Source organism: Stieleria tagensis, from assembly GCF_024129865.1.
Taxonomy (GTDB): domain Bacteria; phylum Planctomycetota; class Planctomycetia; order Pirellulales; family Pirellulaceae; genus Stieleria; species Stieleria tagensis.
Genome location: NZ_JAMYFE010000060.1, coordinates 23,970 through 38,672, shown reverse-complemented (window position 1 = coordinate 38,672; position 14,703 = coordinate 23,970). Strand labels below are relative to the sequence as shown.

The 14,703-nt window shown below is 56.3% G+C and carries 14 protein-coding genes; 2 read left to right on the top strand and 12 right to left on the bottom strand.

The annotated features are described in order from the left end of the window. Positions 1 to 196: 196 nt before the first annotated feature. From NHH03_RS15170 to NHH03_RS15120, 11 genes are all read right to left on the bottom strand, one after another. Positions 197 to 625 (bottom strand): hypothetical protein, encoded by a 429-nt coding sequence (locus NHH03_RS15170; protein ID WP_253157521.1) that lies wholly within the window; start codon positions 623 to 625, stop codon positions 197 to 199. Between the two features lie 29 nt (positions 626 to 654). Then, the gene (locus tag NHH03_RS15165) at positions 655 to 1,641 is read right to left on the bottom strand and encodes a DUF1559 domain-containing protein (RefSeq protein WP_253157519.1); all 987 of its coding nucleotides are present in this window, start codon (positions 1,639 to 1,641) and stop codon (positions 655 to 657) included. A gap of 307 nt (positions 1,642 to 1,948) precedes the next feature. Continuing rightward, positions 1,949 to 2,449, bottom strand: coding sequence for a carboxypeptidase-like regulatory domain-containing protein (locus tag NHH03_RS15160; RefSeq protein WP_253157516.1), 501 nt, complete (start codon positions 2,447 to 2,449; stop codon positions 1,949 to 1,951). Then, positions 2,446 to 3,483: a DUF1559 family PulG-like putative transporter gene (locus NHH03_RS15155; RefSeq protein WP_390895571.1), complete on the bottom strand. Its 1,038-nt coding sequence runs from the start codon at positions 3,481 to 3,483 to the stop codon at positions 2,446 to 2,448. Before NHH03_RS15155 ends, NHH03_RS15160 begins: the two co-directional genes overlap by 4 nt. A 64-nt stretch (positions 3,484 to 3,547) precedes the next feature. Next, a complete protein-coding gene (locus NHH03_RS15150; protein WP_253157513.1) occupies positions 3,548 to 5,146 on the bottom strand; it encodes a permease in 1,599 nt (532 codons plus the stop codon). Continuing rightward, complete coding sequence (locus NHH03_RS15145; protein ID WP_253157511.1) at positions 5,143 to 5,565, bottom strand: hypothetical protein; 423 nt, start codon at positions 5,563 to 5,565, stop codon at positions 5,143 to 5,145. The genes NHH03_RS15150 and NHH03_RS15145 overlap by 4 nt, the downstream gene beginning before the upstream one ends. A gap of 74 nt (positions 5,566 to 5,639) precedes the next feature. Then, entirely contained in the window at positions 5,640 to 6,587 is a 948-nt protein-coding gene (locus NHH03_RS15140; RefSeq protein WP_390895570.1) for an AAA family ATPase, read from the bottom strand. A gap of 2 nt (positions 6,588 to 6,589) precedes the next feature. Continuing rightward, a complete protein-coding gene (locus tag NHH03_RS15135; protein ID WP_253157508.1) occupies positions 6,590 to 8,803 on the bottom strand; it encodes a transglutaminase-like domain-containing protein in 2,214 nt (737 codons plus the stop codon). Continuing rightward, complete coding sequence (locus tag NHH03_RS15130; RefSeq protein ID WP_253157506.1) at positions 8,784 to 9,989, bottom strand: DUF58 domain-containing protein; 1,206 nt, start codon at positions 9,987 to 9,989, stop codon at positions 8,784 to 8,786. Before NHH03_RS15130 ends, NHH03_RS15135 begins: the two co-directional genes overlap by 20 nt. Before the next feature lie 53 nt (positions 9,990 to 10,042). Next, a complete protein-coding gene (locus NHH03_RS15125; RefSeq protein WP_253157504.1) occupies positions 10,043 to 10,588 on the bottom strand; it encodes a hypothetical protein in 546 nt (181 codons plus the stop codon). Positions 10,589 to 10,677: 89 nt separating this feature from the next. Next, positions 10,678 to 10,971: a hypothetical protein gene (locus tag NHH03_RS15120; RefSeq protein ID WP_253157502.1), complete on the bottom strand. Its 294-nt coding sequence runs from the start codon at positions 10,969 to 10,971 to the stop codon at positions 10,678 to 10,680. 452 nt (positions 10,972 to 11,423) lie between these two features. Between NHH03_RS15120 and NHH03_RS15115 the strand changes: the two genes are divergently transcribed. Beyond that, complete coding sequence (locus NHH03_RS15115; protein WP_253157501.1) at positions 11,424 to 11,828, top strand: hypothetical protein; 405 nt, start codon at positions 11,424 to 11,426, stop codon at positions 11,826 to 11,828. An 18-nt stretch (positions 11,829 to 11,846) separates the two neighbouring features. Continuing rightward, entirely contained in the window at positions 11,847 to 13,391 is a 1,545-nt protein-coding gene (locus NHH03_RS15110; protein ID WP_253157498.1) for an outer membrane protein assembly factor BamB family protein, read from the top strand. Between the two features lie 1,018 nt (positions 13,392 to 14,409). Here the strand turns inward: NHH03_RS15110 and NHH03_RS15105 are convergent. Next, a complete protein-coding gene (locus NHH03_RS15105) occupies positions 14,410 to 14,658 on the bottom strand; it encodes a hypothetical protein (protein WP_253157496.1) in 249 nt (82 codons plus the stop codon). Positions 14,659 to 14,703: the final 45 nt, after the last annotated feature.

Sequence of the window (14,703 nt, the reverse complement as noted above, 5' to 3'; positions counted from 1 at the left end):
TGACGAACTGCCGTTGGAGCGAAACGCCGAAGCTGCTGACTTCGTCCGGTAGATCGAAGGCAGCGGCTTCCAAGTCGGCGATTGGTGCACCGGTTGGCAAATGACGACGGACTGGTCAAGTAGAGCTGCCATCGTTCGGCTCCGGTACCGATTGCATCTGGCGAGACGTGGCAGGATTCTTTGTTTTTCCCGCTCGCTATTTTAATTCAATTGCAATCACTTGACCGGGCTGGTCACCGATCACGATGGATGCCTCTGGAGATCGAGACTGACCAGCGCTGGCTGACGTGCGATTCACGTTGAATTGCCTTGCTGCTTGACGCGGGTCTTGCTGTGCAGCCTCCGATATTTCTTCAATCGTGGCTTCCGCAGCGTTGACACGAGCGAGGTACTCGCCGGGCTTCGGACCGGTCGTTGCGTCGAACGCAAATTTCCCTGCCTCGATGAGCGCCGCGACCGGCATTTCGCCTTGATCCAACGGGGTCAGGACGAGTGTCCCGTCCGGCACGGGATTTGAGCCCGTGCTAATGGTTCCGCTGACGTCGATGCGTACTTCATCTTGCGATGAGCATCCGACAGATAGAAACAGTGTTAGAGTGATCAAGCTGAAAATGGTGGCTTCCATCGCTCTGTTCCAGATTTTGAAGTGCAACATCACGGCGCGTCTCCGGCAATGACTTCGCTACCGTTCTTGGTGGCCAGTGCGGTGTAGATGGTGTAGTCGATCGAGTCAGTGACGAATCGAGTACTGCCGTCAGCGTAAACAAAGTACGCACCGCCGACGTGTTGGCTTGCAAAGCCACCCATATTGGCCGCAGTATGCACATTGAGTGGATAGAGCGTTGTGCCCAAAGCGATCTTCGGATAGCCGACGACCCAGCGGGCCGTTCCCCACTTCACCGTACCTGCCATGCCGGCTGGCAATGAGCTACCACTCCAAAGATAGTCCTTGTAATCGTAAACCGTTTCTCCCAACGCGATCGTTGACGAAGTCCCGTCGAAACAATCTCGAAAACGGTTGGGGGGATTGTTGTAGCCGTAGCCGGGCCAGTTCAATCCAAACAAACCGTCTCCCTTTTTCATGTAGTCGTCGGTGCCCTCACACCAGAGGTAACTGGCCGGAGCACCCGTTTCCACTGGCTTGCCGGTTGTTCCAATACGCGTGTCGGGGGCGTCGCGATTGAGGATCATCGATGGGCAAAGGTACGTCGCAATTTTCTGTGACGAAACTTCGCGGTTGTAGGGATCGCTGTAGCTTTTAGAAAAGTCCCATTGCTGATAATTATTTGACTCTTCCAAATGCGACAGCACCGCGACGAACGGACTTATGAAGTTGCTTTGGATACTGCCTGAAGGGAACTGATTGAACGTCCCGTGATAGTTGTGGGTTGCAAGAACGATCTGCCGCATGTTGTTGCTGCAAGACATTTTTCGGGCAGCCTCGCGAGCAGCTTGGACTGCGGGAAGCAACAACCCCACCAGAATGCCAATGATCGCGATCACCACTAGCAATTCGACGAGTGTGAAGGCACGCCGATCGTTGATCCGCGAGCAGTGTTTTGAATCTTTGGCACGCTGCCCCTGCTTTCCAAAATCGCAGGGCAGGTGACTAAAAGGCGAACGTATAGACAGCCGGAACATGGGTGAATCTCCAGGAAAGCGGGCACACGGATGGAAGGATCAGCTCTCGAAGAAGTTTTCGAGGGCTGGATCGAGCGTGGCTGGCTGGAGGGTGACGTGCGGGTTCCTAAGAACCGGCAGCCCGTTGCTTGCTGCGTCGTCGACAACGAGGGTCGCTTGTTGCGATTCGTTCTCAAGAAGTATGGCGAGGAGATTTTTTTCCGCAAGTGTGGATGAACAAAATTCTCTGAAGCTTAGCCCGGGGGCACTGTCGCACCTGCTGGAGGCAGGCTCGGCAGGAACCCCGGGTGTAACTGGGTGTCAGGAGTCAGAGCGTTGAAACTTGGCGGCGCACGGCTGAATTTGCATGGCCCTCATATCGTGGCCTGGTGACCGCAGACGACTTGTCGGATGTTTCAAGCGTGATTTGCAGAGGAGTGGTTGACTCACTCGGGTTCGTGATTCGAAGTCCGCTGGTGTAGTAGTCGGCGTAGTGGCGTGGCACGGTTTGGCCGTGATCATGAGCGTCAGCGGCCAGGTCTTCGGTCAGTACAATTTGGACAACGACGACTTCGTAATCACCTGGGGGGCATCGGTGGGCGCCGGATTGGTCGGCGAGCGCAAAGCTCCCGTCGCTGGCAATACGACTGGCGTATCGCGATCCGTCGGCGAGCGAGCGAAATTCCACACTGCCCGATTGCACGGGGTCGCCATTGGCGAAACGGACGCTTCCTTGGTAAGAACTTTTCGAATTGCCGCATCCGCTGACCGGTATGATTAGCATCGGGATGAACGCCAGCGTGAAAGATGCAAGGCAATGTCGGTTCACTCCGCTAACTCCACCACTCGCGCGTCGCGTCGATTTGCCAGCGTTCCGAGCAGTTTCGTGTCGGTTTCTGGCGTGAACAACCGAACGCTGCCATCGACCAACGCAAAGTGAACACCTGCGGGATGCCAGCTACCGAACGAAAACATATCGGCTAGGACATCGTTTGGTCCATTTGCCAGTCGCAAACCCGGACCGGCCAAACGGCACGAGGCGGGTAGGTGGTCGCCATCGTAGGCCGGTGAGTCTTCGGGGAATTGGGTCAGTCCGTTCAATGAGACAAACTTTTCGCCGAACAAGAAAGTGCTGGAGGTCCCATCGGTGACGGATGCCATGCGGATTCGGTCCAATGGTGAGATTGCTTTGCCGGATTTGCAATTTGGACGCACGCTGATGATGACCCCCGTGCCATTGCCGCCGAAGTAAAAATCCGTGGGTGCACCCGTCGCACCGGGAGTCAGGTCACCATGATTGCCAGCGTAGTCGCTGAGTGCTCCTTCGACATTAAGCGTCACGTCGACGGGACGTGGCGGGATGGGACAACCACATGGCAATCGACCACCCTCTCCCGTCACGGTCGTTCTCAGATTTCGTGTGCCAATGGGTCGCGTGCCCGACCGTCGTGAGGGGCACAGAAAGATATCGGGCACGACCGTGCGAACGTTTTCGGGGTGCTGGTGCCAAGGTTTTGAGTGGTCCCACTGCGCGCCCAGCGCGGACTGTTCGATGTAGGGCATCACGCGAGCGAGCCACGTTGGAGTTTCCAAGCCGCACTGATCGGCGGGGGCGGCATCAGGGCGTGACTCGTAACGCGCAGGCGGAAAATAGCCGAGCGAATCGTGATGCATGTGCGTGGCCAAAGCCAACTGGCGAATGCGATTCTTGCAATCGGTGCTTCGCGCGGCTTCGCGAGCTGATTGGACGGCAGGCAGCATCAACGCGATCAGAACGCCGATGAGCGCAATGACCACCAACAATTCGATCAGCGTAAAGCCGTTCGTTAAACGTTTTCTAGCAACTAACATGAAACGGAACATCCGCAAAAGGGTGCAGTCGTCCGGTCCGACCACCAAGAATTGTAATCACGGTGGGCCGCGATTGTTAGTCTGTGGGGTGGAATGAGCGAACCCAGCGAGAATTTGTCGCCAGGATATCCCTTACAACCCGCCGCGTTTCCTCCGGTTCGTGCGGATCATGTTCCAGTTCATGCTCAAGCAACTCAAGCTTTTTACGGATCAAATAACCTTGCACGCGTTGGTAGGGACGCAGTTGGCCGGTTCGCAGAAACGTGCCGACTTCCAACCGTCGACTCCAGTCATCCCAAATCGGCAACCAATACAACGCGTGGTCGACTTGGCCACTGTTTGCCGCGGATAAACATTCCGCCCGCGCCGTCCTGATTTCTTCCAGGCACTCGTCCGGTGGCGGGTAATAGGCATAGCAGGCGACAACACTCAACGCGAACAGGCCGGCCAGGATGGTTGCGCCAATCACGCCGGGCGGCACAAGGACATCCAGGCCTCGCCGTGGTTCGCTGTCGGTCGATTGCAGCGATGAAGCGAACGAACTCGCCTTGGCACCGGCGACGAGCGATGCTTCATTGAGATTCAGCCCACGAAACACCAAACCTAAAAACGCGGCGGTCGCCAGTGCGATCAATGAAGCGAGAACGCTGATGTCAATCTCCTTGGAGACCATTTCGAGCACCGTGGCCGCATTCAGTTGGTGATACGTCGACAACGGGTTGGCGTATATATCGAACGCGTGCGTGTGACCGGCAGGCTCGACGCCGGGAGGCACCAGCGGTTTGTTGATCGCATAGGACAACCCCAGCACGATCACTAACAACGACGCCACCCACATCGACGCCGCTTTCCATCCGTAGTGACGTGCGAACCAGAGGGGCGTGGCCAAGTTCATGCCAGCGCCTAGGATCAGCAATGTGAAGGAAGCACCGGGCGAATTAGCATGCTGGAACATCATGCCCATTTGGCTCATCGCCAACATCGGAGTGGCATAGACCGGCACGGCAACAAATAACATTTTCAACGGTGCCCACCAGTCGTCTCGTTCGACGGAGTGTTGCATGGCGCCGTACGGCAATACCGCAGCGAGGACGGCCAGTCCCGACAGTGCAACGAGCGTGACCAGCATCGTGACGCCGGTGGTTTCGCGTGTAAAGTGAACGATCGTGGCAAAGACGCGGCGAAGTCCGATCAGATGATCGGATTTCAGGTCTTCCCCACCGTCGCCTCGCGTCGTAGGTTCATTGGACGGTGCAAACCTGTCCCAGAAAAGTCCGAGCGCCGTCACGATGACTAGTGATCCCAGAGCGAACAGAATGATGACCAACGGGCGGCTGAGCGTCAGCCCGTAGAGCAACGACAATGGATTGAACAAGGGAGCGGACAGCGCAAACGCCGACATGGCACCGGGTTTGACTTTCGCGCGTCGCATCTCAAACAGAATCGGCAACACACCAATCGAACAAACCGGCAACAGCATGCCGACCAGCCACGATTGGGGCAATGAACGCCAGCGATCACCGCCGAACAATCGTCGCGTGCCGGGGCAGCCCAGGTAGTACCGCAGGACTGACGCGATCAACAGTCCGACCAACAAGGTCGGTGCGGCTTGCGCAAATCCTTGCAGAACGCGAATCAATCCGCCGACCAGCATTACCGAAACGGATTGGTTCATGGTTGGTCTTTCACGAGGCTTGAATGTGGCTCTGGAATCTGTCCGACGGTCTGATCCACCAGCTCACAATGCGATTCAATTTGTTTGCGATTTTTGTCAGTCAGGGTGCCCTCTACCGAGCGCAGGTTTTTCGCAAGCGATTCGCTGGCATGGTACAACGGCAACCAATCGAATTCGGAAAGATTGGTGTCGGCGGCAATTTCCGCCGTCCAACTGACGAGATCTTCGATCTCGTGCTTTGTTTGCTCGCTGGCGTCTTCTCGACCGATTCGCTCACGCAACTTCACAGCGACGTCGGCCAAGTCATCGGGACGATGTTTCGCGACAGCGTGGTCGTCTTCGAAGAGCGATGTTTTGGGGGCGCTGTCTTGAGGGCCACAGCCGGTCAGGACAAGGGATATCAACGTCACGGAACTCATTAAAAGTTTCGGCAGAGCTAGGAACGGGAGCGATCGAACTTTTTGACGCCTTTCACTGTCAGGATGTTTGATCATCATCGGTACTCCGGTGCGGCAACGGTATCCAGTAAACGCTCGATCACGCCGTCGACGTCATCGGTCGTTGTCAACAATCGAACCGACAACACCGGGCGGGCGACGTGAGCAACATCGCTGGGTGTGACAAAATCACGCCCTTGCAACATCGCCCACGCTTGAGCGATCCGTTGCCACAGCAGCATGCCACGCGGGCTGACTCCCAATTGAATTGCCGCATCACCCTGTGTCGCTTGGACCAAATCGACCAAGTACGCACGGACCTGTGGATGCACCGTGATCGTATGCACCGCCTCCTGAATCCGAGCAAGTTCATCGAGCGATAGCACAGGCGAAAGAGCTTCCCCTGCGGATTCCACACTCGATGCCGCTTCCAAGATGCCCATCTGAGACTCGCGATCGGGATAGCCGATTTTCAATTTGATTGTGAATCGATCCAATTGCGCTTCGGGCAAGGGATACGCCCCGTGCGAATCAATCGGGTTTTGCGTCGCGATCACAAAAAATGTTTTCGGCAGATCGTAGGGCACCGCATCGATCGTTACCTGCCGTTCCGCCATCGCCTCGAGCAACGCACTTTGTGTTCGCGGCGTCGTACGGTTGAGTTCATCGGCTAATAGTACGTCTGAGAAAACTGGCCCATGGTGAAATTCAAACTCACGTGTCTTCTGATTGAACAAGTTGAACCCGGTCACGTCCGACGGCAACAAGTCGGGCGTGCATTGCACCCGAGCAAGCTTGCCACCAACGCACGCCGCAATCGCCTTGGCCAGGGTGGTCTTGCCCGTACCCGGCAGATCGTCCAGTAACAAATGTCCATGCGCCAACAGGCATGCAATCACCAATTCAATCGCGTCGTGCTTGCCCAGCAACACACGGTTGAGTTGGCGTCGCAGGCCATGGAGCGTTTTGTCAAACACCTCGATATCCTCTGTTGTATCAAGCATCGTCATCGGGACGTCTCCGTGGCGAGTTGTCGGAGGATTCGTATCTTCAGGTTCATCAATAGTTCTTTGGAGAGATTGTGATCGTGCGGTACGTCATGGTTTCCGGCGAACGCGGCGCGGTCGGCGGCATCGCAAAAACGACCCGCAGTTTCTCGCAGCGATTCCTGGGTGGCGGTGAGCGCTAGCAACCAATCTCGCTGTGGTCGGCCGGCCTGACGAGGGCAACCGGCTACTTTCGCTCGTGTCTGCAATACATGCATCGCGAGCGTCAGTCGGCCACGGGGCCAAACGAGCGAGCCGATGGGATAGAACAAAGTCAATCCGAGTTCGATCCAAAACAATCGTGTCAGGAACAACAGTCCTGCGATCACGGTCATCCCGATGGCCTGTGGCCAATTCGCCGCCGCAAACTGTTTCGCCACCAACCATGTCGACGGTGTGTAGATCGGTTCGCGATATCCCGGCGTCGGTTCGATCTCGAACCATCGCCCGTCGTTGAGTCGGATCTCAGTCCAAACGTGAACGTCGGCTGGCAAAATGTTTGTATGACCAGCGGCGACATCGATCGCCGAGGGACGAACGTAAAACCCGGTGACCAACCTCGATTGCAGGCCGATTTCGCGGGCCATCAATGCCGCCGTGGTTGCGAATAAGTGATCGCCCCCGCGACGAGTTCGCATGAATGCTGCAAGGGAATTCTCATCGCCCAGCGCGACCTCGCGATCGAAGGTGAATTCGGTGCGGAGGTGTGAGACGATCGCTTGCAGCTTTTCGTAAGGGTGATCAAGATCGGCGGTCCATTGCATAGCGGAACTCGTCAAGAGTTCCGGTCGATCCTGTTTCATCCTCTCAGAGAGAGTGTCACGTGTCAGTTTCTTCCACAGTTCATCCTCCATGATGTTGACCGAGGCGATGTTCACGACGGTCAATTGAGGAACCTTGTCGCGCCCAGGCATAAAGAAGGACCCGTCGTCTTCAATCGCAAAAAAGTCTGGTCGATCGACGTCTTTGATGTGAACCGCCGACGTCATCATCGGCACCGGAAGCCGCGTCGAATCCAATCGCAGCACCTTCAGCAAATTCACCTGCGTCGATAACTTTGCCAACGGTCTAGCCGCTGGGTCGCAGTACCAAACCGCTCCATCGAGTTCCTGCCGAATTAATTTCTCATTGCGATGTTCGGCCTCGTTCGTCCATTGAACCCCGTTGAAGGTGTCGTAGCGATTCATCGCCAGACGAATCCCCGTCGGTCCAGCCCACTGGACCACAGCGTTTTCAGCCGAGTCGTTTAGGTGCAAATGCTTTTTTGGCGGCATCCGATCGGTCGAAAACGAGCTGCCCCCTTTCTCGCTCTTTGCGGTCTTTTGATGAGCCTCCAAAACTCGGTCGGCCGTTAAACCTTGGCGGCGTTCCCACTTGGTCTTCTTCTGCGGTTCTCCGATTGAATCGCTGAACATGTCGAACAAGGTTGACTCGGTCGATTCAAGAAACAAGTCCGACTCCACCGCGCCGAACGACTCGGCGTGATCCCTGGCGGCGATCGCCGCGTCGCCGGTTCCCACACCACCACGGGCCGCTGGATCCGACCACAGTGAACCGCCGCTGGTTGGCATGAACCCAAACTCAAACCGCTTTGATTCACCAAAGCGGTCTTGAACCACCCACCCGCTGACGATGCAAACTGCGATTGCTACGAATACAGATACAGGGCGAACACTTGATCCGCGACGGACTTGATCGGCGGAACACAGTTCAACCTGTTCCCAATGATTGGCCACCAGGTGCCAAATGCATACAGCCATCCAAGTGATCGCCAGTAGCACTGCAGAGGTGTTGTCGGAGATCGTGACCGCAAACAGAGTCAAAAAACCGGAGGCGACAAGCGACATCGCTCGGGTGCGATTGCATCCAAGTGCCATCACTAATGCCGCCGCACCGAACGTGGTGAGCACCGTCATCTCAAACGCGATCGGTCGCCCGATTGTTCGTGCGATGATTGCGAACACGATCGGCGTCACGGGGGCGGCAAGCGAGATGTAGCTGTATTTGAAAGTCTTTATGAATTTTGTTGCGACAAGGCCAGCGATCGCGAACATCTCCGCAATGAACAGCGTTTGCATTTCAACTGGGAACCGCAATGCCGCCACTGCCACGATCGACAACACCGCTAACAGGATCGCTTCGGTTGGCTTGCGTTCAAGCTGCCACGTGGCCATCACGCACCTCCGTCCAAAGCGTTGCGATGGCGGCGGCCAAGTCTTCACGCGGACCGATGATGATCTGGCGACTTACGCCACCCGCCCGTCGTCCGCTCCGCGGGTTGGAAATGCAGACACGCACGGAACCACACGACGCATGAGAGATTACCAGGCTGGCGTGCGAGCCGACTGGTTGATACAGATCGCAGGATTTGCCATCGACGGGAACGCTCGCCAAAGCGTCGAGCATTTGACGGCGTCCGTGGGCATTGTGCTTGTACGTTAAACGACGGTCACCAATCCAAACTTGCGTTGTGATGCGGGATTGGTGAAGGGATGCCAGAATACTCGCTGTGACTCGAATTTGCCGAGCCAACGATTCACGACCGCATTGATTTTTTGTGTCAACAAAAACATCCAACGCAACCGATTGCGAGACACCTCGTTCGGTCACGATCAGGGTCTCCGAACGCGCCGACGCGATCCAATTGACATGCCTGGCCGAATCGCTGCGACGAAATGTACGCACGCCTACAAAATCGCCGCTGCGACCGCCACGACTGCCTTCGCCTTGGTCAGCAGGGGTGAAGCCGACGATCGGTAAAACGCCATGAATTGGAAATAGTTTGGGCCAGACCGTCAGGGGGTGAATTTCTTTCAGCGAGCGTCGCGCCGTCCAGATCCCCAGCGGAAACGAACAGGCGACTTGGGGTTCGTTGGCCGGATAGTGGCCTCGCATCGCCGGCGTCACGTTGATTCGGTAATCTGCCGTGCAAAGTGGCGGGACGCATGCGAGACCGACCGTGGGTGTCGCTTTGCCGGAAATGTCGCAATCCAAATAGCCTTGGATCGTTAAGCCCCAGACGGGAATCGGTGCCCGATTGCGAACGCTCATGATCATCTGGCACGGCGTGTCCTCGTGAACCGCGATGGTTTCGGGTTGCAATGCACACTGTGTCACATGGACGGCGATCCACGGCCAAGCCATGCCGGTGACCATGATCGCAGCAAGCGACGCAGCCAACGCCCAGCCGATCGGACTGAAGTACAGCCCAATCATCACGCTAGCGGCGGTTGCCAACGCGAACCAGCCGACAGGTTCTTGAAGCCAATAAACAAAACGGTTTGCCCAATGACAAAGATCCGTCGTCATCATGCGTGACAACCGACTTCGGTCCGTGGGCGCAGCATGGACGACAGCCATGAGGAGCGCACCTTCGGTACGAGGACTGAGAGACTTTTTCAACACAAAACGCGTTATGCGTTCGGTGGGCCTCGGACCGAGAGTCCGCTCAGACGGGTTTGCTCAAGATGAAGGCTGCTCGAAACAACCCGCAGTCGAGCCACCAACACCGACGTCCAGGTAATCGAAACGTCGCGTGCAACGACGGCATTCCGCGATGCATAAAAGCTTTGGCAAATACTGCACGAACCAGAGTCATGCTCGTCAATCGGCAGCGTTTCTCGATCTGCCGGCGATGGTCCACTGTTGCAATGGTCGTGGTGGCAACTGCACCGATGCCCACCATTTTCTTGAGCGGCGTTCGCCTGATGACTGTCCGAAACACAGCCGACGTGAACCCAGCCAGCAACATTGCTAAACAGCAATGCCGTCAAGACAAAGTAAGTCGTCAGGTTACGAATCGAAAACAAGTGATCGGTGTCCAACGTTGAATCACGAGAAGGGCCATCACCAGTAGGTGAAGACAAAATCAACGGTCCGACCAAGGATTGTTTGATTGTTACTGGATCGCTACGCAGTGTCAATCGAAATGGTTCGGTATCTGGGGATCGAGGTGCCATGACCCGATGTTCTATCTGGGACGGGGGCATCCAACAAAAAACGGCCTTGCCACTTGACGAACCCATCGAGGGGCTAGATCGTATCGTGTTCATCGTCTGTCCTTGGTCGGACCACACTGCAAACGACTTCTTTCAAGTGAACTTTGTTCGTGCCCACTCGCTTCCGACCATTGCTCTTTGGCGTACTTTGCTGCGTTGCCGCTCTCGGTCACGCACCAGCCTGGTTGCACGTCGCGTCCTGCAATGACGCGAGTTGTGTCGGCGAAACCGACGAGCTCCAAACGGGCACTGCCGGTTCTTGCGAACATGGATGCCTTCATCATCACGATGAACCAGCGGGATCTGATGTAGCGAATCATGAGGGCGAACAACCGGCTGATCATCACGATCATGGCACTTGCTCGATCTGCCAGTCTCTCGGTTCTGCCAGTGGCGTGACGTGGGAAATTGACGTTTTGATCGGCGTCCAAATGCTCACTCTGCCGCATGTGTCGCTTCCGCCGCGGACTCTCATTGCGACATTTCAACTCGTCGCCGCTCCGCGCGGACCGCCCTCGTTCGCTTGAGCCAACGGCTCGCGTCACGCTCTCGCTTCTGCAGGGCAATCACATGCATATTTCGCGGATCACGCGGCATAGGGCTAGAGCTGCGCGCGTCTTTCAGCGCAGCACTTCGTTCCTCTATTCAATCACTACAAAGAAAACAAAATGAACCCAAACACTCAAAATCAGATGTATCGCGTAGACGCTACCGCAAACATTGATTTGCTGGTCGATCGCGAACTCAATCACCGACGTTGCTCACGCAATGATCGCAAATTGATTGAGGTGTCGCTATGAAAATTGCTTTCAGCGCTTGCTTGATCGCATCGATTTTTTCAGTCGTTGGTTGCGTGGATGGCGACGAAGTAGGGTCTGCACCCAGCGGCCCCAGTGTCGCGGTCTCGTATCAATCCGATCCGCTAGCTGATGTTGAAGTGAGCTTGCACGCAACCTTGGCCGGCCCGGTGTTGGCAAAAGCGATCTCGGCCAGCGACGGGCGCGCGCACTTCGCGGAGATTCCTTCGCCCGAACCAACCGAATATTTCGTCGCGCTGCAATCGCAGGGCGATGGCGGCTGGATGCTTGATTCCAAGTTCGCCAAAGCGGCCGGCAACAATTTACGGTTGAAGCCGTTCGCCGCCAACGATCAACAGAAAATCGAGCTGCCCCGCGGTGCCATTCGCCCCCTCACTCCCTGAAATCGAGAATCACTCAAAATGAATCATCATCAATCCTGCAACGGAATCAGAACCGTGGCGAGTTGCATCGCCGTCATCTTGTGCTTGTCGCCCGCGTCAGCCGATTGGCCCTCCTTTCGCAACGGCGGAAACTCGCGGGTCAGCGAACCGCTGCCAACGCAGTGGTCCTCCAGTAGCGGCATTGCTTGGCAGACTGAAACGCAAGGGTACGGCCAGTCATCACCCGTTATTCACAGCGGGCTGATTTTCACGACCAGCGTGATTGGTCCAATGTGCGAGACCTGCCTGATCGAGTGCCATGAACTGAAATCCGGTGAGCTGCGGTGGTCGTATCAACACGATTCGACTCACGGGCACCCGTCGAATTACATGAACGCGCGAGCGGCACCGACACCCGTTGTTGACGAACGCGGCGTCTATGCTTTCTTTGAAACAGGCGATTTTGTGGCCGTTGATTTGCACGGTCAGAAGCTTTGGGCAAGGGACGAATCCAGTGCCACCGGCAAGTTCGACAACTCCCACGGGATCGGTTCCTCACTGGCTCAAAATGAAACACACGTTTTTTTGAACTTGGAGCACGGTGGTCCGTCGTTCTTGCTGGCGATCGAAAAGGCGTCCGGTGAGACGACTTGGAGCGTCGATCGCCCGTCGTCAAAGTCGTGGTCGTCGCCAATCGTCGCCGATGTCGACGGGCAGCAACAAGTCATCGTCAGCAGCGGAGGAACCGTGGCGGGTTACGACGTCGCCAGCGGTGAAATGTTATGGATGATGGAGGGAATCGAAGGCAATTCGGTGCCCTCCCCAACCGTTTCCGGCAATTATCTGGTCGTTGGTGCCAGGTTGCCGGAGTTTGCCGAGGACGGCGCGATGCAATCGAATTGCTGTTTGGATCTGTCGCAAATCAGCGATGGAAAACCGCGAGTCCTATGGCGGGCCGACAAGGCGATTTGCGAATACGCTAGCCCTGTGATCGTGGACGGGTTTGCGTATTTTCTTAGTAAAGCCAATGTGCTGCATTGCTTGAACGTCGTGTCCGGCGAAGTCGCCTACCGCAAGCGTCTGGGTAGCGACTGTTGGGCAACTCCAATCGTTAGCGGAAACCGTTTGTATTTCTTCTGCAAGAACGGTCGCTGCCACGTCGTGATCGCGGGTCCAGAGCATAAAACGTTGGCAACCCATTCGCTCTGGAATTCAGAGGATCCACCCAAGCCTGAAACCTATACCGAAACCGCGCGGGACTCATCACACGAACAGGACTCGTCGTCGTCGGGCGGTCCCGGCGGCGGCATGGCTGCAAGGATGAAAGCTGGCGATGCAAATGGTGACGGTGTCCTCCAAGGCGACGAAATCTCCGAACGGATTCGGCCGATGCTCTCACGGGTGGATACCAATGGCGATGGCAAGCTTGATGCCAGTGAAATTGACGCGATGGCAGCAAGTTTCGCCGAGCGTCGTAAAGATTCTGCTGCGACGTCCCGAGACCCAATCGTTTATGGCGTTGCCGCATCCGATGGGCACATCATCGTCCGCACCGGCACACGTCTATTCGCGATCGGCAGCTGAATCGAATCGACGAGTAACGAATTCTCGATAACTTTCCCGACCATCTTGACGAACCGAACGGTTGCAGTCATCGTAATCAGCAGCAATCGTCTTTGGTCGGACCATTTTGCAACTCAAACTCTTTGAAACGAACGTCGTCATGGCTTCGCCGGTTCGGCCTATTCTATCGAGCATTCTGTGCTGTGTAATTGCCTTTGGGCATGCACCAGCCTGGTTGCACGTGGCCACCTGCGACGGGCACTCTCACTCGAAAGCCGACGAAGTTGCCGCTCTCAGCCAGGAAACGGTGTCGGCTTGTTCGCACTGTTGCCATCATCACGATGATGAAGTGGTTGCATCGGCTGGCCCAAATCACTTGCAACTCGGGGATGATTGCGGCTCGCATCGCGAGCACGATTCGGATGACTGCATAATTTGTCAGTCGCTGGTGAGTCCCTGTGGCGTGGTTTGGGAACTGTCTGTTCCGCTTGCGACTGGTCGTGTATCACAGTCCGTTGCTTTGTCTGCCGACACCGTCTTCGCGTCGGCATCTCTTTTGATCGCGCATCCTCGCGGTCCGCCGATCCTGGTCTAGGTTCTGGCTGTTTCGCGCGGGATAGGTCACCAGCCTGTCTTGTCCGACTCTCTAGAAGCCTTTCATAGATCATTCCACCACGTTTTGAATCCACTGTCTGACGATCCGCGCCTTGCCGCAGACGCCAGGTGGGCTAACGACCCCATACGTCCCGCCGCGCGCGGTGCGATCGGTCAACGGTCCGACCAAACCGATCGGTTGTGCCTGCGCGGTGGGACGCCTTTAAAGAAGGTAGCTGTTCACGGATTTGAAACTGATGTTCTTGGATTTTCGGGTGTCGGCTAAACCTGGCGGACATGAGCAATGGGAACGGATGTCTGAATTGCGAGCGTCTTGAAAAGGCACTCGCGGATCTGTCGGCATGGTTTGATGAGTTGGAGCGGAAGTTGGCTGCTGCGATGAAGAACTCTACCAATAATTCCAAGCCGCCATCCTCGGGCATCGTCAAACCCAACCGGCCTTGAAGGTCTCCCCGGCAAACGCAAAAAGGGCGGCCAGAAAGTCCGTCAGCGGACGATCCGACCAGCACTTCTCGAAGACGAACTGGGTTGGTTGACGCAGTATGCCTACCAGCAGTGCCCGTGCTGTGGTGGGCCAGTGACGAGCGACCACGAGAACCCTGTGTCCACCGTCCAGCAGATCGAAATTGTAAGCCGCACCGAAACCACCGAACATCGATGCGATCCGGGACATGTTCAGTGTCACTCATCGGCGTGACGAGTTGGGTGATTGATCGCA

Coding starts and splice junctions, on each gene's coding strand:
- NHH03_RS15110 (WP_253157498.1), top strand. CDS start 11,847: ATGAATCATCATCAATCCTGCAACGGAATCAGAACCGTGGCGAGTTGC.
- NHH03_RS15125 (WP_253157504.1), bottom strand. CDS start 10,588: ATGGCACCTCGATCCCCAGATACCGAACCATTTCGATTGACACTGCGT.
- NHH03_RS15155 (WP_390895571.1), bottom strand. CDS start 3,483: ATGTTCCGTTTCATGTTAGTTGCTAGAAAACGTTTAACGAACGGCTTT.
- NHH03_RS15165 (WP_253157519.1), bottom strand. CDS start 1,641: ATGTTCCGGCTGTCTATACGTTCGCCTTTTAGTCACCTGCCCTGCGAT.
- NHH03_RS15130 (WP_253157506.1), bottom strand. CDS start 9,989: ATGGCTGTCGTCCATGCTGCGCCCACGGACCGAAGTCGGTTGTCACGC.
- NHH03_RS15150 (WP_253157513.1), bottom strand. CDS start 5,146: ATGAACCAATCCGTTTCGGTAATGCTGGTCGGCGGATTGATTCGCGTT.
- NHH03_RS15120 (WP_253157502.1), bottom strand. CDS start 10,971: ATGATCAGCCGGTTGTTCGCCCTCATGATTCGCTACATCAGATCCCGC.
- NHH03_RS15140 (WP_390895570.1), bottom strand. CDS start 6,587: ATGCTTGATACAACAGAGGATATCGAGGTGTTTGACAAAACGCTCCAT.
- NHH03_RS15170 (WP_253157521.1), bottom strand. CDS start 625: ATGGAAGCCACCATTTTCAGCTTGATCACTCTAACACTGTTTCTATCT.
- NHH03_RS15145 (WP_253157511.1), bottom strand. CDS start 5,565: ATGAGTTCCGTGACGTTGATATCCCTTGTCCTGACCGGCTGTGGCCCT.
- NHH03_RS15115 (WP_253157501.1), top strand. CDS start 11,424: ATGAAAATTGCTTTCAGCGCTTGCTTGATCGCATCGATTTTTTCAGTC.
- NHH03_RS15135 (WP_253157508.1), bottom strand. CDS start 8,803: ATGGCCACGTGGCAGCTTGAACGCAAGCCAACCGAAGCGATCCTGTTA.
- NHH03_RS15105 (WP_253157496.1), bottom strand. CDS start 14,658: ATGTCCCGGATCGCATCGATGTTCGGTGGTTTCGGTGCGGCTTACAAT.